The organism is Paenibacillus sp. J22R98 (assembly GCF_059383835.1).
This window is the reverse complement of record NZ_JBXENW010000004.1, coordinates 149915-175280: the sequence shown is the minus strand read 5'-3', so window position 1 is coordinate 175280 and position 25366 is coordinate 149915. Positions and strand designations below refer to the sequence as shown.

General features: G+C 44.4%; 25 protein-coding genes. All 25 read left to right on the top strand.

What is annotated here, in order from left to right; all coding sequences use genetic code 11:
• Position 1: 1 nt before the first annotated feature.
• The 25 genes from glyA (at position 2) to AC50Y3_RS14045 (ending at position 25228) form a co-directional block, all read left to right on the top strand.
• Positions 2–1249 (top strand): serine hydroxymethyltransferase, encoded by a 1248-nt coding sequence (gene glyA, locus AC50Y3_RS14165; protein WP_494819377.1) that lies wholly within the window; start codon positions 2–4, stop codon positions 1247–1249.
• 610 nt (positions 1250–1859) lie between these two features.
• The gene (locus tag AC50Y3_RS14160) at positions 1860–2651 is read left to right on the top strand and encodes a sugar phosphate isomerase/epimerase family protein (RefSeq protein WP_494819376.1); all 792 of its coding nucleotides are present in this window, start codon (positions 1860–1862) and stop codon (positions 2649–2651) included.
• A 176-nt stretch (positions 2652–2827) separates the two neighbouring features.
• Positions 2828–3904, top strand: a complete 1077-nt coding sequence (locus AC50Y3_RS14155) for a UCP032817 domain-containing protein (RefSeq protein ID WP_494819375.1) — start codon at positions 2828–2830, stop codon at positions 3902–3904.
• A 145-nt stretch (positions 3905–4049) separates the two neighbouring features.
• The gene (upp, locus tag AC50Y3_RS14150) at positions 4050–4679 is read left to right on the top strand and encodes a uracil phosphoribosyltransferase (protein ID WP_494819374.1); all 630 of its coding nucleotides are present in this window, start codon (positions 4050–4052) and stop codon (positions 4677–4679) included.
• Between the two features lie 51 nt (positions 4680–4730).
• Positions 4731–5879: a non-hydrolyzing UDP-N-acetylglucosamine 2-epimerase gene (gene wecB, locus AC50Y3_RS14145; protein WP_494819373.1), complete on the top strand. Its 1149-nt coding sequence runs from the start codon at positions 4731–4733 to the stop codon at positions 5877–5879.
• Between the two features lie 190 nt (positions 5880–6069).
• The gene (locus tag AC50Y3_RS14140) at positions 6070–6336 is read left to right on the top strand and encodes an AtpZ/AtpI family protein (protein ID WP_494819372.1); all 267 of its coding nucleotides are present in this window, start codon (positions 6070–6072) and stop codon (positions 6334–6336) included.
• Positions 6336–6746, top strand: coding sequence for an ATP synthase subunit I (locus AC50Y3_RS14135; RefSeq protein ID WP_494819371.1), 411 nt, complete (start codon positions 6336–6338; stop codon positions 6744–6746). Before AC50Y3_RS14140 ends, AC50Y3_RS14135 begins: the two co-directional genes overlap by 1 nt.
• Positions 6746–7498, top strand: coding sequence for a F0F1 ATP synthase subunit A (gene atpB / locus AC50Y3_RS14130; RefSeq protein ID WP_494819370.1), 753 nt, complete (start codon positions 6746–6748; stop codon positions 7496–7498). Before AC50Y3_RS14135 ends, atpB begins: the two co-directional genes overlap by 1 nt.
• Before the next feature lie 71 nt (positions 7499–7569).
• The gene (gene atpE / locus AC50Y3_RS14125) at positions 7570–7794 is read left to right on the top strand and encodes a F0F1 ATP synthase subunit C (RefSeq protein WP_494819369.1); all 225 of its coding nucleotides are present in this window, start codon (positions 7570–7572) and stop codon (positions 7792–7794) included.
• A gap of 102 nt (positions 7795–7896) precedes the next feature.
• Positions 7897–8379, top strand: coding sequence for a F0F1 ATP synthase subunit B (gene atpF, locus AC50Y3_RS14120; RefSeq protein WP_494819368.1), 483 nt, complete (start codon positions 7897–7899; stop codon positions 8377–8379).
• Entirely contained in the window at positions 8376–8924 is a 549-nt protein-coding gene (locus tag AC50Y3_RS14115) for a F0F1 ATP synthase subunit delta (protein ID WP_494819367.1), read from the top strand. The genes atpF and AC50Y3_RS14115 overlap by 4 nt, the downstream gene beginning before the upstream one ends.
• 16 nt (positions 8925–8940) lie before the next feature.
• Complete coding sequence (atpA, locus tag AC50Y3_RS14110; RefSeq protein ID WP_494819366.1) at positions 8941–10455, top strand: F0F1 ATP synthase subunit alpha; 1515 nt, start codon at positions 8941–8943, stop codon at positions 10453–10455.
• A gap of 126 nt (positions 10456–10581) precedes the next feature.
• Positions 10582–11442 carry an ATP synthase F1 subunit gamma gene (atpG, locus tag AC50Y3_RS14105; protein WP_494819365.1) on the top strand — a complete coding sequence of 287 codons (861 nt, stop codon included), beginning with the start codon at positions 10582–10584 and terminating at the stop codon, positions 11440–11442.
• Positions 11443–11549: 107 nt separating this feature from the next.
• On the top strand, positions 11550–12968 hold the full coding sequence (gene atpD, locus AC50Y3_RS14100; RefSeq protein ID WP_494819364.1) for a F0F1 ATP synthase subunit beta: 1419 nt from the start codon (positions 11550–11552) through the stop codon (positions 12966–12968).
• A 26-nt stretch (positions 12969–12994) separates the two neighbouring features.
• Positions 12995–13393, top strand: coding sequence for a F0F1 ATP synthase subunit epsilon (locus AC50Y3_RS14095; RefSeq protein ID WP_494819363.1), 399 nt, complete (start codon positions 12995–12997; stop codon positions 13391–13393).
• Positions 13394–13550: 157 nt separating this feature from the next.
• On the top strand, positions 13551–14336 hold the full coding sequence (locus tag AC50Y3_RS14090; RefSeq protein ID WP_494819362.1) for a tyrosine-protein phosphatase: 786 nt from the start codon (positions 13551–13553) through the stop codon (positions 14334–14336).
• Between the two features lie 93 nt (positions 14337–14429).
• Entirely contained in the window at positions 14430–16790 is a 2361-nt protein-coding gene (locus tag AC50Y3_RS14085; RefSeq protein ID WP_494819361.1) for an S-layer homology domain-containing protein, read from the top strand.
• Between the two features lie 122 nt (positions 16791–16912).
• A complete protein-coding gene (locus AC50Y3_RS14080; RefSeq protein ID WP_494819631.1) occupies positions 16913–17677 on the top strand; it encodes a YveK family protein in 765 nt (254 codons plus the stop codon).
• Positions 17658–18350 carry a CpsD/CapB family tyrosine-protein kinase gene (locus AC50Y3_RS14075; protein WP_494819360.1) on the top strand — a complete coding sequence of 231 codons (693 nt, stop codon included), beginning with the start codon at positions 17658–17660 and terminating at the stop codon, positions 18348–18350. Before AC50Y3_RS14080 ends, AC50Y3_RS14075 begins: the two co-directional genes overlap by 20 nt.
• A gap of 119 nt (positions 18351–18469) precedes the next feature.
• Positions 18470–20284, top strand: a complete 1815-nt coding sequence (locus tag AC50Y3_RS14070) for a polysaccharide biosynthesis protein (protein WP_494819359.1) — start codon at positions 18470–18472, stop codon at positions 20282–20284.
• 38 nt (positions 20285–20322) lie between these two features.
• A complete protein-coding gene (locus tag AC50Y3_RS14065; RefSeq protein WP_494819358.1) occupies positions 20323–21009 on the top strand; it encodes a hypothetical protein in 687 nt (228 codons plus the stop codon).
• Positions 21010–21168: 159 nt separating this feature from the next.
• Positions 21169–22053 (top strand): UTP--glucose-1-phosphate uridylyltransferase GalU, encoded by an 885-nt coding sequence (galU, locus tag AC50Y3_RS14060; protein ID WP_494819357.1) that lies wholly within the window; start codon positions 21169–21171, stop codon positions 22051–22053.
• Between the two features lie 96 nt (positions 22054–22149).
• A complete protein-coding gene (locus AC50Y3_RS14055) occupies positions 22150–23259 on the top strand; it encodes a glycosyltransferase family 4 protein (RefSeq protein WP_494819356.1) in 1110 nt (369 codons plus the stop codon).
• A 9-nt stretch (positions 23260–23268) separates the two neighbouring features.
• Complete coding sequence (locus AC50Y3_RS14050; RefSeq protein ID WP_494819355.1) at positions 23269–24318, top strand: glycosyltransferase; 1050 nt, start codon at positions 23269–23271, stop codon at positions 24316–24318.
• Between the two features lie 13 nt (positions 24319–24331).
• On the top strand, positions 24332–25228 hold the full coding sequence (locus AC50Y3_RS14045) for a glycosyltransferase family 2 protein (RefSeq protein ID WP_494819354.1): 897 nt from the start codon (positions 24332–24334) through the stop codon (positions 25226–25228).
• Positions 25229–25366 lie beyond the last annotated feature (138 nt).

Below are 25366 nucleotides of genomic sequence, written 5' to 3'. Positions count from 1 at the left end.
CATGGAAAACCTACGTAAACAAGATCCCGAAATCATGAAAGCCCTTGGCCTTGAGCTGCAGCGCCAACGCGACAACATCGAGCTGATCGCATCCGAGAACATCGTTTCTGAAGCGGTATTGGAAGCAATGGGCACGGTGCTGACGAACAAATACGCGGAAGGCTACCCGGGCAAACGTTACTACGGCGGCTGTGAGCATGTCGATATCGCGGAAGATATCGCACGCAACCGTGCCAAAGAATTGTTCGGTGCTGAGCACGCGAACGTGCAGCCTCACTCCGGCGCACAAGCGAACATGGCTGTTTACCTAGCGGCGCTAAACCCTGGCGACACGGTTCTTGGTATGAACCTGGCGCATGGCGGTCACTTGACGCACGGCAGCCCGGTTAATGCTTCCGGTCTTCTGTACAACTTCGTAGCTTACGGCGTTAACGAGAACACATTTACAATCGACTATGCAGAAGTACGCAAACTGGCGTTCAAACACCGTCCTCGTATGATCGTTGCAGGCGCATCGGCTTACCCGCGCATCATCGATTTCGAAGAGCTTGGCCGCATTGCTAATGACGTAGGCGCATTGCTCTTCGTTGACATGGCGCATATCGCAGGTCTTGTAGCTGCAGGCTTGCACCCGAGCCCGGTTCCACATGCTCACTTTGTAACAACAACTACGCACAAAACGCTTCGCGGTCCTCGCGGTGGTATGATCCTTTGCCGCAAAGCATGGGCGCAAGCGATAGATAAAGCAGTATTCCCGGGTTCCCAAGGCGGACCTCTGATGCACATTATCGCGGCTAAAGCAGTAGCTTTCGGCGAAGCGCTTCAGCCTTCGTTCAAAGAATACGGCAAGAACGTTGTCGACAACGCTAAGGCGCTCGCTGACGGTTTGATCGAGAGAGGCATCAACATCGTTTCCGGCGGTACGGACAACCACTTGATGCTGATCGACCTTCGCAACCTGAACATCACAGGTAAAGATGCGGAGCACGTACTCGATTCCGTTCAAATCACAGTTAACAAAAACGCGATTCCGTTCGATCCAACAAGCCCATTCATCACTAGCGGTATCCGTATCGGTACGCCTGCAGCGACTTCGCGCGGCATGGGCGTAGACGCAATGGCTACAATCGCAGAAGTAATTGCAATGACGCTTAAGAATCCAAAAGACGAGTCTGTTCTGGAAAAAGCACGCGGCATGGTAAGCGACCTTATGTCGCAATACCCGCTTTACCCGGGCATGACTTACTAAGCGGAAAATCAAAAAAAAAGGTGGCAGAGGGTTCCTCCCTATGCCGCCTTTTTTTGCGTTCCGCAGCATGCTGCGGAGCCGAAATCTTTGGTCAGGCGTGTAATATAGCTGTATTACGCTACTCATTCCACCGAATTCTCAACTCTAACGAACCGTAGAGGTCTTATTTCGCCCAAATCACGCCATTTTAAAATCTAACGAACCCTACAGGTCTTATTTGGTTTTAAAATGACGTATACCGCCCCAATTCGCTCATATAAGGCCGCCACGATTCGTTAGAAAATTTTATGGTCTGATTGCGCTCAAATAAGACCACCACGATTCGTTAGCGATTACCAAAGTAACAAGCTGCCTCGCCATCCCGCCACCGCCGTCCACCATCCGCCACCCATCGTCTCACCGCCATCCGCCGTCCCACTGACCATCCACCGCCTGCTCTCCCGCAATGAACCGCCGCCCATCCGAATCACTCACTCCGGTCACTTACCGCTTGTCGATAAATTTATGTTGCAATCGCTTTCTCGCTGGATATATAGTGGTAGTGCGTGTCAATCCGAAACGTTTCGGAGATGTGTCATAAAAGGATGAAGACGAAGGAGTCGAACCGAATATGAAACTTGGAATTATTGCAGATTATCGTGCTGAAAGCTTCGATTATGCGGCTAATCTCGGCTTGGCCTTTTTAGAGTTTTGCGTCAATGTGGACATTCCGGCTTCTACCTTCACGAACCTTGTGCCAGAGCTGAAAGCCGCAAGTGAGCGGACTGGCGTTGCGGTTGCTTCCATCGGACGCTGGGGTCCTGATCGCATCAATAAAGACGGCAGTATCAACGAAGAGGAGTTGCAGGCGGCGCAGGCGCTGATCGACGCATGCCAAGAGCTTGGCTGTCCGGTATTTGTGGGCGGCTGTAACTATATTGAAGAGCTCTCCTACTACGATAACATCACGGCGGCGATTAACTACTTTACCGTTCTGATTGAATATGGCAAAACGCGCGGCATTACTATTGCGACATACAACTGCCACTGGAACAATTACATCGTGGACGAAGCGGCATGGAAGCTTATTCATGGTCATTTGCCTGAGCTTGGCATCAAGTACGATCCGTCCCATGCTCGTTATGCAGGGCAAGATTATTTAAAAGAAATCGTGAACTGGGGCTCACGCATCAAGCATATCCACATCAAAGGCTCCGTCATCATTGACGGTAAACGCTTCGACGATCCGCCGGCTGGCATGGATCAAACCGATTGGGGCACGTTTATGTCCATCCTTTATGGAGTCGGCTACCAAGGCGGGCTGAGCATCGAACCTCATTCCCATACGTGGACAGGGGAGCTTGGGGACAAAGGCGTTCAGTACACAATCGACTACTTTAACCGTCTGCTGCTTCGCGGTTAATCCAATTAGTCTCTCCACCAGAATGAATGGCTGTATCGCAATAAGCGGTGCAGCCTTTTTCATGCCCGATAGCTCCCGCAACTTTTTCCTGATTTTAGCGAAAAATGAGCAGTGCATCAGCTTCGGCATGATATGATAACCATATATCTATAACAAAGGCGGTGAGCCTCCGGCGTATGAGTTTATTTACGATTGTTTTCATAATCATTTTAGTGTTTATTGTGCTGAAGCTCTTTCAATCTCGAGGTACCCAGCAGTCACGTCCTAGTGGTTTCAATTCGGTCGGCGCTCGCCGACCAGCCGTGACGATGCGCAAGCCTCCGGAATATCTCGGCGTACCCGAACAGCATCCCGCAAGATCAGCTGCTGAGCGGCTTGAAGCCGCACTGTCGCCGGACTTCGAGGCACGCGTGAAAGACCGCGTGTTCAAGCGTACCCCAAGCATGCGTGAGGGCGAATGGCAGTGGCAGTGGTTTGAGCTGAAGCGTTATTTTCTCATGTGCGGTATGCTTCGGAATGTTCCGATGTACAGTGTGCGGGTAGATGAGGTTTGGCATGAAATGCTGATGTTTACTCGGGAGTATGAGCAGTTCTGCAAGCAATTTTGCGGGGGAACGATCCATCATGCTCCGCATGGTCCTGAGGCGAAGCCTGAACCCGGAGAACGCGCGTGGTTCGATTGGATTTACGGAGAATTGTTTCTGCCCGTTCCGGTAAGCGGACAGCTGTGGGGAGCCTTCTATCGGACGCCATTGCCGCATGAGCTAATGTACGAGCTGGAGACAGGCTCACCGGATGAACTGCGCAGCAAACGCTTCAACGAGAAGGCGGCAGCTCAGTTTGGCGATTTGAACGCAACCATCGATTACTTAATTGATCGTGGGAGGCAGTTCGCTTCAGCCAAAGAGCAGCCAGTCCATAACCGCCAATCAGACTCCTCCTCCGACATGATGACGACAGGCTTGCTCTCCGGGATGTTTTTCTACTCTTCATTCGGACCGAGCGATAACTTCCATAATCAGATGGATGAGAATCAAACGCAGGAACAGCGTGATGCGAACAGCGACTATAGCGGCGGAACCGGACCTATCTGCAGCGGCGGCAACGACGGTGGCACATCTGACTTTAATGACGGCGGCAACGGGGATTCCGGTAACGGAGGGGGCTTCGATGGCGGGGGCAATTCTTGTTCCGGCGGCGGCGATTCGGGAAGCGGTTCATCCTGTGGAAGCAGCTGCGGCGGAGGCAGCTGAGACTGAGATGCTTTTGACGTAATTCATGCTTCTTTCGGGTATACTTTGCATGTGTTTCTTGCACTCCGTGGCCCACATAGCACATTGATGCGTCGAATGTTATAATTGTCAGTTGAAGAAGCATTTCAGGAGGATGAATAGACCTATGGGCAATCTCACAATTTGTGACCATCCGCTTATCCAGCATAAGCTGACCTTTATTCGCGACAAAGATACGAAGACCAAAGATTTCCGTGAACTGGTCGATGAAGTCGCCACCATGATGGCATATGAAATTACAAGAGATCTACCGCTTGAGACGGTTACCGTTACAACGCCTGTCGTAGAAGCGACGAGCAAAGTCGTGTCCGGACGCATGGTTGGGCTTATTCCGATTTTGCGCGCAGGGCTCGGCATGGTGGAAGGGATGCTCAAGTTGATTCCTTCGGCTAAAGTCGGCCACATCGGGCTGTTCCGTAATCCGGAAACACTTGAGCCGGTGGAGTATTACGTCAACCTGCCGTCTGATGCAACGGAGCGTCAGTTAATTGTGATTGATCCGATGCTCGCTACTGGCGGATCGGCGAATGCGGCTATCCAAGCGCTGAAGACCCGCGGCTGTACGCAAATTAAGCTAATGTGCCTTATCGCGGCACCGGAGGGTGTAGCGGCTGTGCAGAAGGCGCATCCGGAAGTTGATATTTTCTTAGCTTCGCTCGACAGCCATCTTAATGATCACGGCTACATCGTTCCGGGTTTGGGCGATGCCGGTGACCGTATGTTTGGCACCAAATAATACTGCTTTCGGAGCAATAACTGCTGCGAGTAAATTTAGGAGTGACATACTTTGGCTAAAATAAAGGTTATGACGATTTTTGGCACCAGACCGGAAGCGGTTAAGATGGCGCCATTGGTGCTGGAGCTGCAGAAGCACCCAGAGCAAATTGAATCCGTTGTCTGCGTGACGGCGCAGCATCGCCAGATGCTCGATCAAGTACTCGACTTCTTCAAAATCCAGCCGGAATACGATCTGAACGTCATGAAAGATCGGCAGACGCTGACGGAAACAACCGTCAAAGTGCTGGAAGGCCTTGAGCCGATCCTGCGTGAAGCGAAACCGGATATCGTACTCGTACATGGCGATACGCAGACTTGTTTCTTAGCCAGCTATGCTTCCTTTGTACAGCAGATTCAGGTTGGACATGTAGAAGCAGGTCTTCGTACGTGGAACAAGATGTCTCCGTATCCGGAAGAGATGAACCGTCAATTGGCAGGCGTACTCTCGGATGTGCATTTCGCGCCAACGGACAGAGCGGCAGACAACCTGCGCAAAGAGAACAAATCGGAGTCTACGATCTACATAACCGGCAACACGGCGACAGACGTATTCCAATATACGGTAGACAAATCCTTCACGCATCCGGTAATCGAATGGGCGGCTGGCAAGCGCATGATTCTAATGACGGCTCATCGCCGCGAAGCGCTGGGCGAGCCTCACCGTAATATTTTCCGCGCGGTGAAACGAATTGCCGATGAATTCGAAGATGTTGTTATTGTCTATGCGGTGCATTTGAATCCAGCTGTTCGTGAGCCGGCGAATGAAATCCTTGGCAATCATCCGCGTATTAAGCTAATCGAGCCGCTCGACGTGTTTGAATTCCATAACTTCTATCCGCACACCTACATGATTATGACGGATTCCGGCGGTCTGCAGGAAGAAGCGCCATCCTTCGGCGTTCCGACGCTGGTGCTACGTGATACAACCGAGCGTCCGGAAGGTATCGATGCAGGAACACTGGAGCTGGTAGGCACGGACGAAGAGGTTGTTTACGAGCGTGCTCATGCGCTTCTATCCGACACGAAACTCTATGAGAAAATGAGCCAAGCAGCCAATCCTTATGGCGATGGGCAAGCATCTGTTCGTATTGTCCAGGCGATCCTGCATCATTTTGGAAAAGCGGACAAGCGTCCGGAGTCGTTCACACAACGTTCATAGTTTACATCAGTAGGATTGCATTCCGAGCAACGCAACAGCATACAGTGCTACTGTACGGTTTGGAAACCCGGAAACCCCAGGTAAATCAAGGGTTTTCGGGCATCCGTTCACTAAATGTTTGAATTTATATCAATTGACAAAAGTGAACCCGCTTGGCTAAAATAAATAAGAGTTTTGGAGTGATTCTAGGATGACGAATCCGTCCCATAACGACAATAATCGCAACACGGATAACGGCAGCTTCGGAGATAATCCTTGGCGCGCAATGGGTCTGATCGGATCCGTTGGCGGTACAATCGGCGCCTGTCTTGGACTGGGCTACTGGATTGGACTCAAGGTCGATCAAGCGCAAGACACCGGGTACAGCTCCATTGTTGGCATGGCTTTAGGTTTTGTTGTCGCGGTCTTCATCACCATCATTCTGATCAAGGCGTTTACTGGGGGCAAAGCGAAATAATGGATGATTTGTCCGGCCACCTTCGAACGGTTAAGCGTATTACGTTCTTTTTTTTGTCTCTATGCTTTATTGGATGGGCCCTTCTTCCGGAATATAAACCGTTCTTCGGCGGTCTTGTTCTCGGAACTGCGGCAAGTCTTGCAAACGCCTTCCATCTTTCTTGGAAAGTACAGCGGATCGGCGCTATATCGGCTGCGGGTATTCAGAAACGCCATAATCTCGGTTTTCTGACTCGCGCATGTATTGCCTTGTTAGCGGTTGTGATTGCAACCAAGTACTTTTCGTTTAGCCTCTATGGAACAGTAGCTGGATTATTTGTTGCTCAATTGGCAACACTCATATTGGGATTTAAAGCCAAGAGAGATCCGGCCGTACGGCAATCCACCGATGAAAGGGGTGAAAACAACTAATGGATCATATTTTTCCTGAAGTAAGTCTGGGTGGCATTCGATTTGATTTGGCTGCCATTATCATGATAGTTATCACCAGCATTATCGTATTTATTATTGCAAAGCTGGCGGTTCGCAACGCTTCGGTGACCAATCCGACCAAGATGCAGAACTTCTTGGAATGGGTGATCGAATTCGTACAGAACATTATCGGTACAACGATGGACCTGAAGAAAGGTCGTCCGTACTTGACGCTGGGTATTGCTATGATCATGTACCTGTTTGTTGCCAACTTGCTGGGTCTTCCATTCGGTATCATTACCGAGGCGCATCACGGAGCAACATTCTTCGGCATGGATCTTAACTTGCATGGTGAAGAGGAAGCACACATCGCATGGTGGAAATCACCGACTGCCGATGTCGCGGTTTCAGGCGCACTAATGGCTATCGTAATCGTGCTCACGCACATCGAGGGCCTGCGTCGCAACCGTAAGCATTACCTCAAGCATTACTTCGAACCTTATGCAGCATTCTTCCCGCTTAACGTAATCAAAGAAGTCGCTAAGCCGCTATCGCTTTCGCTTCGTCTATACGGTAACATTTTCGCGGGTGAGGTTATGATTGGTGTCATCATGGGCATGGGATGGTTTGGTATCCCTGCACTGATCGTGTGGCAAGGTTTCAGTGTTTTCGTAGGTGCAATTCAGTCCTTCGTATTCGTCATGTTGACCATGGTTTACATGTCGCAAGCGATCGTTCACGAAGAGCATTAAGACAGTAACAAACCTGCTACTGGCAGGAAACAATAAAACTATATGTAAACATTTTAAGGAGGATTTCTCTAATGGGAGCTTTAGCATTAGTTGCAGCAGCAATTGTATTCGGTCTTGGAGCACTGGGTGCAGGTATCGGTAACGGTTTGATCGTAGGTCGTACAGTTGAAGGTATTTCCCGTCAACCAGAACTTCGCGGTACTCTTCAAACTACAATGTTCATCGGGGTAGCGCTTGTAGAGGCACTTCCAGTTATTTCCCTAGTACTAGCGTTCATCTTCTTGGGCAAATCGTAAGATTACTAATGCATTATGGCGGGGAGTGCAATCAGCCTCCGCGCCTTCCTTTTGCCTGCTTCAATTGAAAGCCGGCTAATCTACGGAAAGGAGTGACGTACGTTGGATATCGTATGGTCCAATTTTTTCATCCAACTGGTTGCTTTCGGAATACTTTACTGGCTGCTTAGCCGTTACGCTTTCGGTCCGCTATTCTCCATCATGGAACAGCGCAAGCAGTTCGTGAAAGAACAGCTTGAGAGCGCGGAGAACAGCCGCAAACAAGCCGAAGCACAGTATGAAGAGCAGAAGCAAACCCTTCAACAAGCACGTAAAGATGCTTATGAAATTATCGAGCAAGCGAAACAAACTAGCTCGAAGCAAGCAGATGAAATCGTACATGCTGCTAAATCCGAGGCTACACGCCTGAAGGACGACGCTGTCAAAGATATCGAAAGCGAGAAAAACAAAGCGATTTCTGCACTCCGCAGTCAAGTTAGCGGTATGTCCGTCATGATCGCTTCCAAAATCATCGAGAAACAAATCGATGATAAATCGCAAGAGCAGCTTGTTGACCAATACTTGAATGAGGTTGGAAGCAAATGAGCCGCGAGAGCGTCGTAGCTAAACGCTACGCTAAAGCGCTGTTTGAACTTGCACAAAGCAATAATGCGGTTGCAGATGTTGAGAAACAGCTGAAAATCGTCGTTGACGCCCTGACCGGAGATGCGCAAATTCGCAAATTTCTTGGTCTGCCAAACGTCGAAGTGACGAAGAAGATCGACATTATTAAAGGTGCGCTATCTGACAAAGTGTCGGTAATGGTACTGAATACAGTAGAGCTGCTCATTATCCGCGGCCGTCATGACGCGATCGCAGAAGTGTACGAAGCTTATACGAAAGTAGCGGGCGATGCGCTCGGTCAGGCACACGCTACTATATATACGGCTAAATCCTTGTCCGCAGATGAGCTGTCCAAAGTGGCTGCGCAATTCGGTACAATGGTTGGCAAACGCATCATCGCAAAACAAATCGTTGAACCAGCTCTGCTCGGCGGCGTACAAGTGCGCATCGGCGACCGTTTGTATGACGGCAGCCTCTCCGGCAAGCTCGCTCGACTTGAAAAAGCTTTGAAAACTCAAGCATTGTAGATAGGGGTGAACGGAATTGAGTATCAGACCTGATGAAATCAGCACGCTGATTAAACAACAGATCGAACAATTTAAATCCGAAATTCAAGTCGTTGATGTCGGTACGGTCATCCAAGTCGGTGACGGTATCGCACGTGTGCACGGCCTTGAGAACGCTATGGCCGGCGAATTGCTCGAATTCTCGAACGGCGTTATGGGTATGGCCCTTAACCTTGAAGAGAGCAACGTCGGTGTCGTTATCATGGGACCTTACACAGGCATCCGCGAAGGCGACCAAGTGAAGAGAACAGGTCGTATCATGGAAGTTCCAGTTGGCGAAGCTTTGCTTGGCCGCGTAGTAAACGCACTGGGCCAACCGGTTGACGGCAACGGACCAATCAACACAACTGCAGCACGTCCAATCGAATCTCCGGCACCGGGCGTAATGGCTCGTAAATCGGTATTCGAGCCGATGCAAACAGGTATCAAAGCAATCGATGCGATGATTCCAATCGGCCGCGGTCAACGTGAGCTTATCATCGGCGACCGTCAAACAGGTAAAACACAAATCGCGATCGACACGATCGTTAACCAAAAAGGCAACGGCGTTATCTGTATCTACGTTGCAATCGGTCAAAAGCAATCCACTGTTCGTACCGTTGTTGAATCCCTTCGCCAACAAGGCGCTTTGGAATACACAATCGTCGTAACAGCGAGCGCTTCCGAGCCGTCCCCACTTCTTTACCTTGCACCTTACACAGGCTGCTCGATGGGCGAGTACTTCATGTACAACGGCAAACACGTACTTGTTATCTATGATGACCTTTCTAAACAAGCGGCAGCATACCGTGAGCTTTCCTTGCTGCTTCGCCGTCCGCCGGGCCGTGAGGCTTATCCAGGGGACGTATTCTACCTTCACTCCCGTTTGCTTGAGCGCGCAGCTAAGCTGAACGATGAGCTAGGCGGCGGTTCCTTGACTGCTTTGCCATTCATCGAGACGCAAGCCGGCGATATCTCGGCTTACATCCCGACAAACGTAATTTCGATTACGGACGGTCAAATCTTCCTAGAGTCCGACCTGTTCTACTCCGGTCAGCGTCCAGCGGTTAACGTTGGTAACTCTGTATCCCGTGTAGGTAGCTCCGCTCAAATCAAAGCCATGAAGAAAGTTGCGGGCACGCTCAAAACTGACCTTGCTCAATACCGCGAATTGGCAGCATTTGCAGCATTCGGATCTGATCTTGATAAAGTAACGCAATCCCGTCTAAACCGCGGTGAGCGCACACTGGAAATCTTGAAGCAAGGCGTTAATGCGCCATTGCCGGTAGAGCGCCAGGTCGTTTCCCTTTACACGGTTACACGTGGACACGTTGATGATATTCCGGTTCAAGATGTACGCCGCTTCGAAGCTGGCCTTCTGGCTTACGTGGATGCTAACAAACCAGAAATTTTCGCTTCCATCCGCGATACGAAAGATTTGACTTCCGACAATGAGAAAGTGCTTGTTGAAGCGATCAAATCGTTCAAGAACAGCTTTGCAGTGTCGGTTTAAAACCTTTCATTAATCATTCAAACGGTATGCTGCTTATCGTATACCGTTTGAATACTGTGCGGAATAGAACTGGTTAGGGTGAGGCTTGCTTCACCCATACGGCCGGTAATAAGGTGGTGACAACGAATGGCTAAAGGTATGCGCGAAATTAAGCGCTCGATCAAGAGTAAGCAGAATACGAAACAGATCACGAAGGCAATGGAAATGGTTGCATCCGCCAAGCTCAAGAGAGCTCAAGATGCCGCTGTAGCATCACGTCCATATACCGACAAGATCAAGGAAGTCGTAGCGAGCATTGCATCGGGCGGGGGCGCGATTAAGCATCCTATGCTGCAAAGCCGCGAAGTCAAACGTACGGCCTACCTGGTCGTCACGTCGGACCGCGGTTTGGCGGGCGGATACAATGCGAACGTGCTTCGTAAAGTATGGACGGAGATTCAGGAGAAGCATAAGTCTGCTGCTGAATACGACGTTTTCGTCATCGGACGTAAAGGCCGGGATTACTTCAAACGCCGAAACATCAACCTTGCTGATGAAGTAACGGGACTTTCCGATTCACCGAAGTTTGCCGATATCAAGTCGTTGGCAGCAGCTGCTGTTAAAGGCTTCGAAAGCGGTAAATATGACGAGCTAAACCTGGTGTATAACCAATTCTATAATGCAATTACCCAAGTTCCTGTTATTAAGCAGCTGCTTCCACTGGATCAGTCTCAATTTACAGGCGCGAAGGCAAGTTACGAATATGAGCCGTCACCTGAGAAGGTACTCGACGTTCTATTGCCGAAATACGCGGAAACGGTTGTTTACAGCGCGGTATTGGAAGGTAAAGCGAGCGAGTTCGGCGCACGTATGACAGCGATGGGCAATGCAACGAAGAACGCGACGAAGATGATAGCAGGCTTGACGTTGACGTACAACCGTGCACGTCAGGCAGCAATCACACAAGAAATCGCAGAGATCGTCGGCGGAGCTAACGCACAGGCATAAGCTTCACCATTAATGCATCCGAAGTAAGCACCAGCTGGTTGTGATCGGTTTAACGGCCATTTCACTTCCGGCGGTGCAGCTCCGGAAAACATGAAGGAGGTACAAGAATGAGCAAGGGGCGTGTAGTCCAGGTAACAGGACCGGTAGTCGACATTGCGTTCGACAACGGACAATTGCCTGAGATTCTTAATGCGATAAAAATCGAAAGAGCGGCTCAAAACGCAGGCGAGCGCGATATCAACCTTACGGTTGAAGTAGCAACTCACCTCGGCGACAATCTGGTTCGCTGCGTTGCGATGTCTTCCACTGACGGTCTTGTCAGAGGAACAGAAGCTGTGGATTTGGGTAAACCGATCACAGTACCTGTAGGACCAGCAACACTTGGCCGTGTATTTAACGTACTTGGTGATCCAATCGATAACAATGGTGACGTTGACCGTACGATCTCTAACCCGATCCACCGTCAAGCACCTCCGTTTGAAGAATTGTCGACTTCACAAGAAATCTTGGAAACAGGGATCAAAGTTATCGACTTGATGGCTCCTTACTCCAAGGGTGGTAAAATCGGTCTCTTCGGCGGTGCGGGCGTAGGTAAAACCGTAACGATGCAAGAGCTTATCCACAACATCGCACAAGAGCACGGCGGTATCTCCGTATTCGCCGGCGTTGGTGAGCGTACTCGTGAAGGTAATGACCTTTACCACGAGATGAGCGACTCCGGCGTTATCGCTAAGACAGCGATGGTATTCGGTCAAATGAATGAGCCTCCGGGTGCGCGTCTTCGCGTAGCTTTGACAGGTCTTACAATGGCTGAGTATTTCCGTGATGAAGAAGGAAGAGACGTTCTTCTGTTCGTCGATAACATCTTCCGCTTCACGCAAGCTGGTTCTGAAGTATCCGCTTTGCTGGGCCGTATGCCATCCGCAGTAGGTTACCAACCAACATTGGCAACTGAAATGGGTCAACTGCAAGAGCGTATCACTTCCACGAAGAAGGGTTCCGTTACTTCCATTCAAGCGATCTACGTTCCTGCCGATGACTATACGGATCCGGCTCCTGCAACGGCGTTTGCCCACTTGGATGCAACGACTAACCTTGAGCGTAACATCGCTGCAATGGGTATCTTCCCGGCCGTAGATCCACTCGCTTCGTCTTCCCGTATCCTGACACCTGAAATTCTTGGCGAAGAGCACTACCAAGTAGCGCAAACCGTTAAGAAAGTTCTGCAACGTTATAAAGAGCTTCTGGATATCATCGCGATCCTCGGTATGGACGAATTGTCTGAAGAAGACAAGCTGATCGTTCACCGTGCGCGTCGTATTCAAGTGTTCTTCGCGCAACCACTACACGTTGCGGAAGCGTTCAATGGTATCCCGGGCTTGTACGTTCCTGTTAAAGAAACGGTACGCAGCTTCAAAGAAATTCTTGAAGGTAAGTACGACCACCTTCCAGAATCGGCATTCCATAACGTCGGAACGATCGAAGACGCGGTTGCTAAAGCGGAAAAACTTGCTCAAGAGGTTTAATCGCTCATAGCTAGGGAGGTAATATCATGAGCTCCTTTTTATTGGAAATTGTAACACCTGAGCGTAAAGTTTACGCGGAGGATGTAAATATGATTATCGTTAAAGGCTCCGAGGGTGAGATGGGTATTATGCCTAATCACATTCCGATGGTAACGCCTTTGCGAATTGCTCCTGTTACGATCAAGAAAGACCGCTCTGAAGAAACAATCGCCGTTAACGGCGGGTTCCTTGAGATCCGTAAGGATAAAGTGGTTATCTTGGCTGAGAGCGCTGAGCTGCCGGGCGACATCGATCTGTCCCGCGCAGAATCAGCGAAGCAGCGTGCAGAGCAACGCCTAAACGGCAAGCGTGATGAGTACGACCAACTTCGCGCTGAGCTCGCATTGCAGCGTGCGCTTAACCGGATCGCCGTAAAGTCGCGCTAAGATCGCAAGCGAAGAGGACTGATTCTTTCGCAGAAGTATTCTGTGAGAGGATCAGTTTTTTTGTATGTGATAATCTTCTAAAGATATTGTCGAAAACAGTCCTATTTTGCGCATGATATAGTATACTGACAAAAGGGAATGACAAGGAGATTTGGGTATGATTGATATACATACACATATATTGCCATCTATCGATGATGGCGCTGCAGATATAGAAGAGTCACTAGATTTGGCTAGGGCGGCAGTTGCTGATGGCATTACTGGGTTAATAGCAACTCCTCACCACGCTAATGGAAAGTATATGAACGATGCTGCCTCTATTCGCGAGCGGGTAGCTCTATTAAGAGAATCTTTGTCCAGCGCTGGTATCCCCCTTCAGTTATATACAGGGCAGGAAGTTCGTGTACATAGTGATATGTTTGATGCTTGGAGCGCAGGTGAGCTGTGCACGTTAGCTGAGTCTAAATTCATTCTCTTAGAAATGCCTTCATCGACAGTACCCAAGAGAATGTTAGAGTACATTCATGAATTCGCAATCATGGGGATTCGTCCCATCATAGCTCATCCGGAGCGTAATGCTGAAGTCGTACAGAAACCGGAAAAGTTAAGAGAAATGGTAGACGCAGGCGCATACGGACAAGTGACAACACACTCTCTACTGGGCGGTTTTGGCAAGCAGATCGAACGTGCGGCATGGCAGCTCTGCAAAGAAGGGCTCATCCATACAGTATCCTCTGATGCACATCATATAACGCGCCGAGGGTTCCGTCTTCAAGTGGCTTATACCAGAGTGAGAGATGAGCTAGGCGAGGGTTTCGAGCGATGTTATAGGAATAATGCAGAGGCTATACTTGCGAATAGAGAGTTAATAGAGCCTCCCTTTACAGAAATAAGAACAAAAGGTAAAGGTTGGATAAATATCCTGAATTTCTTTAGGAACTAATTGACCATAGATAGTGTACGATGGTACTATTGGTAGTGATTGTTACATAATGCGGCAAATTAATACAAATATTGAGGCAGAGGTGACTTGAAAGTGACTTTCAAAAGAAAATTAGCAGTAACAACAATCGCAGCCAGCCTAGTAACGGGTTCGCTTGCAGGATTGCCACTAAGCAACAAAGGATTGGCAGATCAACTAGGATTTACGAATGTTGCTTCCGCAGCAACTCAAACAACATATGCGGATTTCACGGCTAGAATTAGCCGCATCCACGCAGCATTGCTTGCTGGCGATGCTAATGACGCACAAAGCGTTCGCAATCTACGTGGTATTATTGCTTCGTTGAACTATGACGACAATAAGAATCTAGTAAATCCAGTGTGGGACCTGCTTCCTACATCAATTAAAAACAATGCAAATGTAGATTTCAAAGAAGCACTGTTCAATCTATTCCAAGGTCTTGGTTCTATTATGTACAGCACACGTACAGAAGAAATCGCAGATGTTCGTACTAACATCAAACCAGCACTAGATGAACTGGCAGTACTCACTGGAACTAGACTAACAGTAAATGATTTGCTTGCTTTCGGTGACGCGGTTGAACGTGCTACGGTTAACCAGCTCAATACGAACAAAGCAGCAATTGCACAAGCGCTATTAGCAGGCGAAGATCCATCCTCGATCGCTTTTACCATGATTGAGAATGCTACTAATGAAGTGTTGGGCAACAGTACTCTAAACGTAAACAAATTGATTAACTGGTTCGCAGTCGAGAACAATGTTCCAAGAGAAGATTTTGCTGAAGCAGCAGCATCGGTTCTTGAAGCCATTACAGTTGATCAAGCTACTGCTGATACAGTAGAAGCTGCTACGAAAGCATTAGCGGTTGCATTTGTTCGTGCAGAAGCAACTAGCCAAGTAGTTTCTACGAACAATGGCCGTACACAAGCATATACCTTGTCGCTGGAAGGTATTGAAATCCCTTCCATGTTCCTAGCTTGGAGCGCATCTGGTGATGCTACCGTTTCTGTTAATGGAACAACTGGTGTTGTGTCTCTTTCAGATTCTGCTAGCACAGGAACAACAACTCTTCAAGCGCGTCTCCTAGGCAAAGTAGTATTTGAGAAAGCAATTACACTAACATACAGTTCTTCGCCAATTGTGATCATTCCATCTAACCCATCCGTTATTGAAGCCCTTGGTGATCTGAAAGGCCAAATCGCGAAGGCAACTGGTGAAGAGAAAGCTAAACTCATCCAAGAGGCTGTTGATAAAGCACTAGCTGCTGCTCAAGAGCTTGCTAAGATTGATGCTAAAGATGACGTTAAAGTTGTAGATGGTAAAGCAACTGTAACAGTAAGTTCTTCCGATATTAATAAAGCGATCGACGAAATCGCTAAAATTATCGCTGCTTTGAAAGATGCTGCACCTGGTTCAGAATCAGCGCTTAACAAATTGGTACTGAATATCGATCTCGGAACTGTTGCATCTAAAGACGTAACAGTAACAGTAGAGAACGGTAGCATAGATAAAGCTTCCGAGGCTGGAATTTTCGGCTTTAAGTTTAACTTCAATGGCTTCAGCGCTACTTTGCCAGTTGGCGATGAAATCAATGACACGCTGAACTTCAATGTGAAAAACAAAGCCGCAGAAGGTCCAGCAAGTTCGTTGAAAGCTGTATCTGATGCATATGACTTTGGCCTTACTGTAGGCGGTAAAGAAGTTCATGAGTTCAGCAATCCAATTGAAGTTAATATCCCTGTAAACACGACAGGCGTCGACAAAGATCTTCTTACAGTATTCGATGGAACGACTTATTATGGGGGCGTATATCACGACGGTGTCATCACCGAGAAACGCGACCATTTCTCCACTTATGTAGTTGTTGAGAACAAAGTCGCATTCAAAGATATCAATAAAGTAAAAGCATGGGCTGGTCGTCAAATCGAAGTTATGGCAGCTAAAGGCGCAATTCAAGGCCGCGCTAACGGTGCTTTCGTACCGAATGGCGAAGTAACTCGCGCTGAGTTCGCTAAAATGCTTGTTCGCGCACTTGATCTTGACAACGTATTGGCTAAGGAAGGCTTTAGCGATGTGAATGCAACTGACTGGTTCGCTCCATTCGTAGCAGCTGCATCTGATGCAGGCATCATCAAAGGCCGCACAGAAACATCCTTCGCACCTAACGCTACAATTACTCGTGCAGAGATGGCAGTAATGGTTGCACGTGGTTTGGAAGCTACTAAAGGCGTTAAGGCTTCCGCAGATGATCTGAAAGCTCTTGAAGCATTCAAGGACGCTGCTACAATCAATGCTAGCCTGAAAGACGGTGTAGCATTTGCAGCTAACAATGGTCTCGTTGTAGGCGATAAAGGTAAATTCAACCCTAATGCAACAGCTACTCGTGCTCAAGCTGCAGTTATCATCTACCGCGCATTTAACTTCTCGAACTAATTGTGTAGTTATGCCTTGAATATACATCCCCCTTCAGCGGGGGATGTATATTACTTTATAAGCAAAATAAAGCCAAATTAATCCATACTACTTGAGGAAAATGCGAGGGATATGACGTGCAGATGGAATTTGAGCTCCGAGACTACGTCCAGATTATTCTAAAACGAAAGTGGATGATTGTAGCCGTTGTTCTACTATGCTCAATGGCAGCGGGGTTATATAGTAACTACATGATTAAGCCAATGTATGAAGCGACAACGAAAATTGTTGTAAACCGTACGACAGCAACTACAACTGAAAATCAATTTAATCCAAGCGAAGTAACTGTAAATCTTCAGTTAATAGCAACATACAAAGAAGTTATTAAAACACCAGCAATTATGGAACAAGTAGCAAAGCAGCACCCGGAGTTCAATATGACTGCCGATGAATTGGTTGCAAAAGTGAAGGTCAGTTCAGTAAATAACACCCAAGTAATGACGTTGATTGTTGATGATCCCTCTTATCAAAGGGCTGCCGAGATCGTTAACGCGATTTCTCTCGTATTTAAAGAACAAATTCCTTCAATTTTCAATGTGCAGAATGTGACTATTTTGAACTTAGCTGAGACTAACTCAGGAAAAGTGCCTGTACCGGTTAGTCCAAATACTACGTTAAATATTGCTCTAGCATTTTTTGTCTCTACACTAGCTGCAGTGGGCATAGCTTTCCTGAGAGAGTATATGGATGACACAATTAAAACAGAAGCTGATGTTTGGCGTTATTTAGATCTTCCAACAATCGGACAAATTTCAAGAATGGATAATGAATCTAATGGACAAAGCGAGTCAGTAAAAGCTCAAAAAATAAAGGCGGGTGAAATGAATCATGTCCAAGTCGGCAAATAAGAGGCATCTTATCTCCTTTACTGAGCCAAAGTCTCCAGTCTCTGAAGCTTATCGAGCACTTCGTACAAATATCGATTTTTCCTCTATTGATGATAAAATTCAAGTAATTATGACGACCTCTGCATCACCTGGTGAGGGGAAATCAACAACTATTAGTAATTTGGCAGTCGTATATGCACAAGCGGATAAGAAGGTTGTTCTCATAGACTCGGATATGCGAAAGCCAACGATGCATCATACGTTTGCTGTAAGCAATCGCAAAGGATTATCGTCCGTATTGTCTCGGCAGAGTGAATTAGAGGAAGTTGTACAAGCTACTGAGATTCCCAACCTGTTTGTCATTACTTCAGGCCCAATACCACCAAATCCATCTGAAATGGTAGCTTCACAGCGTATGAGCTTGCTAATAGAAGAGTTGCGAAGCAAGTACGACATCATTCTAATTGACACACCTCCAACTCTTGCTGTAACGGATGCTCAAATTGTTTCTACAAAATGTGATGGAACACTATTAGTCCTAGATTCAGGTAGGGTCAAACGTGATATGGTCATTAAAGCAAAGCAGCAGCTTACTCAGGTTAACGCTAGAATGCTCGGTGTTGTTTTGAACAACATAAAAAAGAAAAATAGTGATGGCTACTACTATTATTACTATAGTAATTCAGAAAAATAGTTCTTGAGTATTGTTAGTCTAGTAAAAAAGTTCTATTATTATATTTGGGTATATTGTCGAAAGTTGCCAAATAAGGGTAAGACCCCAAAATATAATAAAATGAACATGGAGGAAGTCCAATGCTGTACAAGAAGCGTTCACTAGTTTTGTTCCTGATCGATATTTTAATAGTTTGTTTTAGTGTCGGAGCGGCATATTTCTTGCGATATGGTTCAAGTATCCAAGAGTATGTATCTCAAATGATAACCTATACTTTGTTTACTGCAGTAATATGCGGTGTGATGATGATCTATTTCAGGATGTATCAAAGGCTGTGGAAGTATGCAAGTATAGGTGAGATTGTCTCTTTGCTGAAAGCTGTGTTGCTTGGGTGGATGATTTCGTATGGCATTACTAACTTCTTCATTCATGAACACATTGCTGTTTCAGTATCAGTTCGTACTGTTGAAACGATGGTGCTTTGCATGGGTGGTATTCGTTTCATATGGCGCATGTTAAAAAATGGAGTTAGTGAGAATCAAGATAAAACGAAAGTATTGATTATTGGTGCGGGTGATTGTGGTGCAATTATCGCAAGAGAAATTATGAGTAATGTAAACTCGGAGCTGTCCATAGTGGGTTTCATTGACGATGACAATAGTAAGCTTCGTCAACGTATACTTGGTAAACCGGTCATTGGAAATCGTAATGCAATTGAAGAAGTTGTTAAAAGCAATGCAGTACAGGAGATTATTATTGCCATTCCTTCTGCAAATAAATCTGAACTTGTGGATGTGATATCAACCTGTAAAGCAACAGGAGCCAAAGTCAAGATTATCCCTGCATTGAATGATCTTATTGCTGGTAAGGTCTCAATTAATGCAATGAGAGATGTTGACTTAGAGGATTTACTTGGAAGGGATCCAATACTTCCAGACCTAAAAGGGATTGCGGAATATGTTGAGAACAGAGTTGTACTAGTAACAGGTGCAGGTGGATCTATTGGATCAGAACTTTGTCGGCAGATATCGATCTTTAGACCGAAATTATTAATATTGCTAGGGCATGGCGAGAACAGTATATATACGATTGAGATGGAATTGCGGTCAAAGTTTTCTGATATAAGACTAGAGACCATTATTGCTGATATCCAAGACCGTTCTCGTATAGATGAAGTATTCCGATTGTTAAAGCCTAATGTTGTGTTCCACGCAGCAGCACATAAGCATGTTCCATTGATGGAGAGAAATCCGGCTGAGGCCGTTAAGAATAATGTTTTTGGATCAAGGAATGTTGCGGATGCTGCTGATCGATATGGAGTGGAACGATTCGTTCTCATTTCTTCAGACAAGGCAGTGAACCCTTCTAGTATTATGGGGGCTACAAAACGAATTGCTGAAATGTACATACAGAGTTTAGACCTTCAAAGTAATACAAAATATGTAGCAGTGCGTTTTGGGAATGTTCTTGGAAGTAGAGGAAGTGTTATTCCTAGGTTTAAAGAACAAATCGCTGTAGGTGGACCTGTAACCGTTACTCATCCCGAAATGGTTCGTTATTTCATGACAATTCCTGAGGCTGTTCAACTTGTAATACAAGCAGGTGCTTTTGCTGCAGGTGGTGAAATTTTTGTGCTTGATATGGGTAAGCCCGTCAAAATAGTAGAACTAGCGGAAGATGTCATTCGTTTATCTGGTTTCGAACCTTATTCAGAAATCCCTATTGAATTCACCGGTATTCGTGAAGGCGAAAAGCTTTACGAGGAGCTCCTTCTTAATGAGGAAGAGGTAGCTAAGACGAAGCACAACAGAATTTTTATTGGAAAGCCACTCGGCATTAATCGCGGAGAACTGGAGCTTCAGTTTAAACGACTGGAAAGAGCAATTGGTGAAGAGAAGGATGTTATAAGAGACGTAATTGAATATATTGTTCCTTTATATAAGGATGTTTCTTAAGTCAACACATTTAAAAGAACGTGAGAGGGATGAGCCTGTTGCGTGGAATGAAAAAGTGGAAAAAAGTGATGTTTTGGTGTTTATCTATCGCGTTAGTGCTTGGAATATCCGGGTTGTTTTTGGCGAATTATGTTGTAAATAAAGTAATTGGATCTTTAGCTGAACAATTAGAGCCAGCAGATGGAAATATCGCTGTTATAAATGAGGAAACAGTTGAAAACTCAAACAATAATAATAATTCAGCAGAAAGTAATTCAACAGAAGAAATAAATCAGGTAAGTTCGAGCAATGACACTAGTACTGATCAGCAAGTGGGTGATAATACACCACCTCCAAAGAAAGATCAATCTTCTAATCCTAACACGGTAAAAGAGGTACCAGTAGTTGCAGATAGCGTAGCAACAAATGAAGATAAATCAAGCAAGTATTCAGCGGAAGTGTCTGCAAATAAAACTAAAGAAATCCAAGGCAATGTTTCAATTAAAGATAAAGCAACTGTGACATCGATTCTTATTGGCAAACTGAATATTAGCGATATAAAAAAGTTACAAAAACTTGCGAATGGTGGGCTAACTATTGAGGAAAAGAGAGAAGCTCGTAAAATTATTTTAAATGAAGTTAGCCCTGACCAATATAATCAACTTTCAAGCATTGCAAAGAGCTATGGTGTAAGCCAAGGTAAGAAGTACGATGAGGTATTACAAGAAGAGAACGTGGGTAAATAGATTAATTGAAATAATGTTGCTGAATTGAATATTCAATAATATATTGCTTTCTGTCTACTGTTAATAATAACAACAGTATTCGGAAAGCGATATTTTGTTAATAGGGACTACATACTCCAGGAACAATGGGAATAGGTGTAGAGGAATGAGGAGTTCTAGATGAAAATAAGAAAAGCGATTATTCCAGCTGCTGGACTAGGGACAAGGTTTTTACCTGCTACAAAGGCAATGCCGAAAGAGATGCTGCCGATTGTCGATAAGCCGACAATTCAATATATAGTTGAAGAGGCTATTGAATCGGGAATAGAAGATATTATCATTGTGACGGGTAAAGGAAAAAGGGCTATTGAGGATCATTTCGATAACTCTTTTGAATTAGAACAAAACTTATTAGAAAAAGGGAAATTAAAACTATTAAGTGAGGTACAAAAGTCATCAAAAATGGTGGATATTCATTATATTCGTCAAAAGGAACCAAAGGGATTAGGACATGCGATCTGGTGTGCAAGAAAGTTTATTGGTGATGAGCCATTCGCAGTGTTGTTAGGTGATGATATTGTAAAGGCTGATAAGCCTTGTCTCAAACAAATGATTGAACAGTATGATCTATATGGAACTTCGTTAATAGGCGTACAGCGTGTATTGGAAGATGAGGTTTCAAGATATGGAATTGTGGATGGAAATGAGATTGATAAGGGATTATTTTGTGTCAACAATTTAATAGAAAAACCTAGGAAAGAAGAAGCTCCCTCCAACCTAGCCATTATGGGACGCTACATATTAAGTCCAAAAATTTTTGGAATATTAGACAGACAACAGCCTACTGTTGGTGGGGAGATTCAGTTGACGGATGCCATAGCTGAACTAAATCGAATTGAATCTGTATATGCCTATAACTTTAAAGGAAAAAGATATGATGTTGGAGAGATACCAGGGTTTATAAAAACCACACTGGAGTTTGCATTACATCGTCAGGACTTAAGGGAAGAATTGCTTAAATACCTTAGGCAATTAGTTGAACATGAATTCGTTGAACTAAAATAACTAATAAGTGTTTTAGTGAATTATGTGAATAATGGTTCAAATGAAAAAGTATAAATTTATATAATGATATAACGGCTTGAATGAGGAGTAATGGCTATGAAACGGATATTAATTTGTACAACAATATTATCAACAATTAAAGCTTTTCTCATTCCGCATATTCGATTATTGCAGGAAATGGGGTATACGGTTGATGTGGCCGGCTATAAAGATGTTAATGAATTAGATGGAATAGTAAATTGTGTTTACGACTTGCCATTTCAACGCTCTTTGTTCACGAAATTAAATGTAGCTGCTAGTCGACAATTAAAACAAATCGTTACAGAGAATAACTACGAGTTAATTCATTTCCATACTCCTATTGCAAGTGCGTTTGGTCGTTGGGTGGTAAGAGAGTCTAGGAAGAAAGGGACTAAAGTCATTTATACGGCGCATGGATTCCATTTTTTCAAAGGAGCGCCTATAAAAAATTGGTTGATATATTATCCGGTAGAAAGAATCCTATCACGCTATACAGATATGCTCATTACGATAAATAAAGAAGATTATGCCAGGTCACAGAATTTCAAGTCAAAGAAAGTTTCATATGTTCAAGGAGTAGGGTTAAACATACATAGATTTGGAAATAAATCAATCGATAGAGAGGTAAAGAGAACAGAGATAGGCGTTCCTAGTGAGGCATTTATATTAGTGTCAGTTGGAGAATTAAATAAAAATAAAAACCATGAGACCGTGATAAAGGCTCTTGCTAAGCTAAATAATCCTGATATTTATTATTTAATATGTGGTGATGGGATTCTGCGGGAGCATCTTGAAAAACTAGCAATTGAATATGGAATATCAGATAAAGTCAAGTTGATTGGTTATAGAACAGATGTGAGCGAAATTTATCAAGTAGTTGATATGTTTGTATTTCCTTCATTCCGTGAGGGGTTATCAGTAGCTCTTATGGAATCAATGGCAGGAGGTCTACCTGTTGTTTGTTCCAATATTAGGGGCAATCGGGATTTAATTGAGCACGAGAAGGGCGGATATCTTGTGTCCCCAGAAGACATTGATGGCTTTAAGAAAGGTATTCAAACAATGGTTGGAGAAAAAGAGTTGCGAAGTGAAAAGGTATTATATAATATCGAAAAAATTAAGCATTTTAATATTGATAGTGTAATAGAAGAGATGAGAAGAATATATACTGTTGTTGGGAAATAAGGTGAATCTATGAAAAAGAGGATTTTACACATTCTAAATACATCTTCATACTCTGGTGCAGAGAATGTGGTGATTACAATTATTAATAATATGAGTTCTGACTTTGACTGCAGGTATGTTTCAATGGATGGCTCTATTAGAGAAGTGTTAGATAAAAATGGTATTTCTTTTCTGCCGATTCAGAAAGCATCAATTGCAGAAATACGTCGTATTGATAAATTGATGAAACCAGATATCATTCATGCTCATGATTTCACTACTAGTATTATCTGCACCTTATCAGGAATAAAAACCCCTATTATTTCTCATTTGCATAATAACTCACCATGGATAAAGACCTTTCATCCATTTTCCTTTTTATTCTTACTCTCTTGTATTCGCTATAAAAAAATATTGGGAGTATCCTCATCTGTATTCGATGAGTATGTTTTTGGAAAGTGGATAAGAAAGAAGTCTATGGTGGTTTCTAATCCAATAGATATCTCAAATGTGCAAGCAAAGGCGAAAATAAAAAAAAATGAAAGCGTAACTGATAATGATATTGTTTTTATTGGCAGGCTTACTCGACAAAAGAACATTTTTCGATTTATTAATCTAGTAAGGGAATTAGTGAATTATATACCGGACTTAAGAGTAACTATGATTGGTGATGGAGAATTACGAGATGAATGTGTCAAACAGATTAATAATCTCGGTTTAGTTAATAACATTATTTTAACAGGTTTTATAGACAACCCTTATAAAATACTATCCAGATCGAAAATGCTATGCATGACATCTGATTGGGAAGGTTTTGGGCTAGTCGCAGTAGAAGCTCTCACTCTAGGTGTACCGGTTGTCGCAACACCGGTTGGTGGACTGCCAGGAATAATCGATGATAAATGTGGTAAGTTGTGTAATACAGATGAAGAGTTCCAACAGGAGATAAAAAAGCTAATCACGGATGATATATACTTAAATTTGAAATCTAAAGGTGCTTTTCAGAGAGCTAAAGAGATGAATAATATAGATAAGTATATAGAACAGATCGAGAGCATGTACTTTAAAATAATTAACTAGTTAAGGTGAGAATGTGAAAAGTTTAACAATACTAACTCCGACTTTTAATCGCTGCGATACTTTGAAAAAATGTTTTGATAGTTTATGTAATCAAACATCAACAGATTTTCAGTGGTTGATTGTGGACGATGGTAGTAGCGATGAAACAGAAATCTTAATTAATAAATTAAAACAACAGCCACATAGCTTCCAAATTGATTACTATTATAAGAAAAATGGCGGTAAGCATTCAGCAATAAACTTTGCACATACTTATATAAAAGGTGATATTGTTTTAATTTTAGATAGTGATGATTATTTGGTCCAAGATGCAGTTAGTGCGATTGCAACTTATTGGAGCAAGTACGAAAATATCGTTACTATATGTGGACTTTCTTTTCTGAAAGGAAAAGAAGTTGATGGTGAGCTTACAGCTGTTGGTTCAAAGTTTCCTCAAAATGAGTATTGTTCTGATCATATAACATGTCGGATCAACGGAAACATCCAAGGGGATAAGTGCGAGATTATTAGAACAAGCATATTAAAGGAATTTCCGTTCCCAGAAATCACTGGTGAGAAGTTTATTGGCGAAGGGTATCTTTGGGTTAAAGTAGCGCGTGAATACAATACAATATACATTAACAAATTAATATACATTTGTGAGTATCTAGAAGGTGGCTTGACAAAATCCGGGCGAAATATGCGTGTTAACAATCCAGTAGGTGGAATGATTCATGCAAAGGAATATTTTAAATCAAGTATAAATTTAGAAATTAAAATGAAGAATGCTTGGCTTTATATTGCGTATGGTTTTTTTGCAAAGAAATCAATTAAAAGTATGTTACAAGAGAGCGATAGGATACTTTTAATACTTATTAATTTACCGTTTGGTTTTGGGTTATATATTTTGTGGAAACTGAAATATATGTAATTTTTAGTTTGATTGATACTTTTATATAAGTTATTCTTTAATTCTACATTTTCGCATAAATTTTAATACATTCGAATTTATTATTATTAATACTTTTTAATCGATGTCCTCACTATAAGATAATGTTGACTTTAAAGT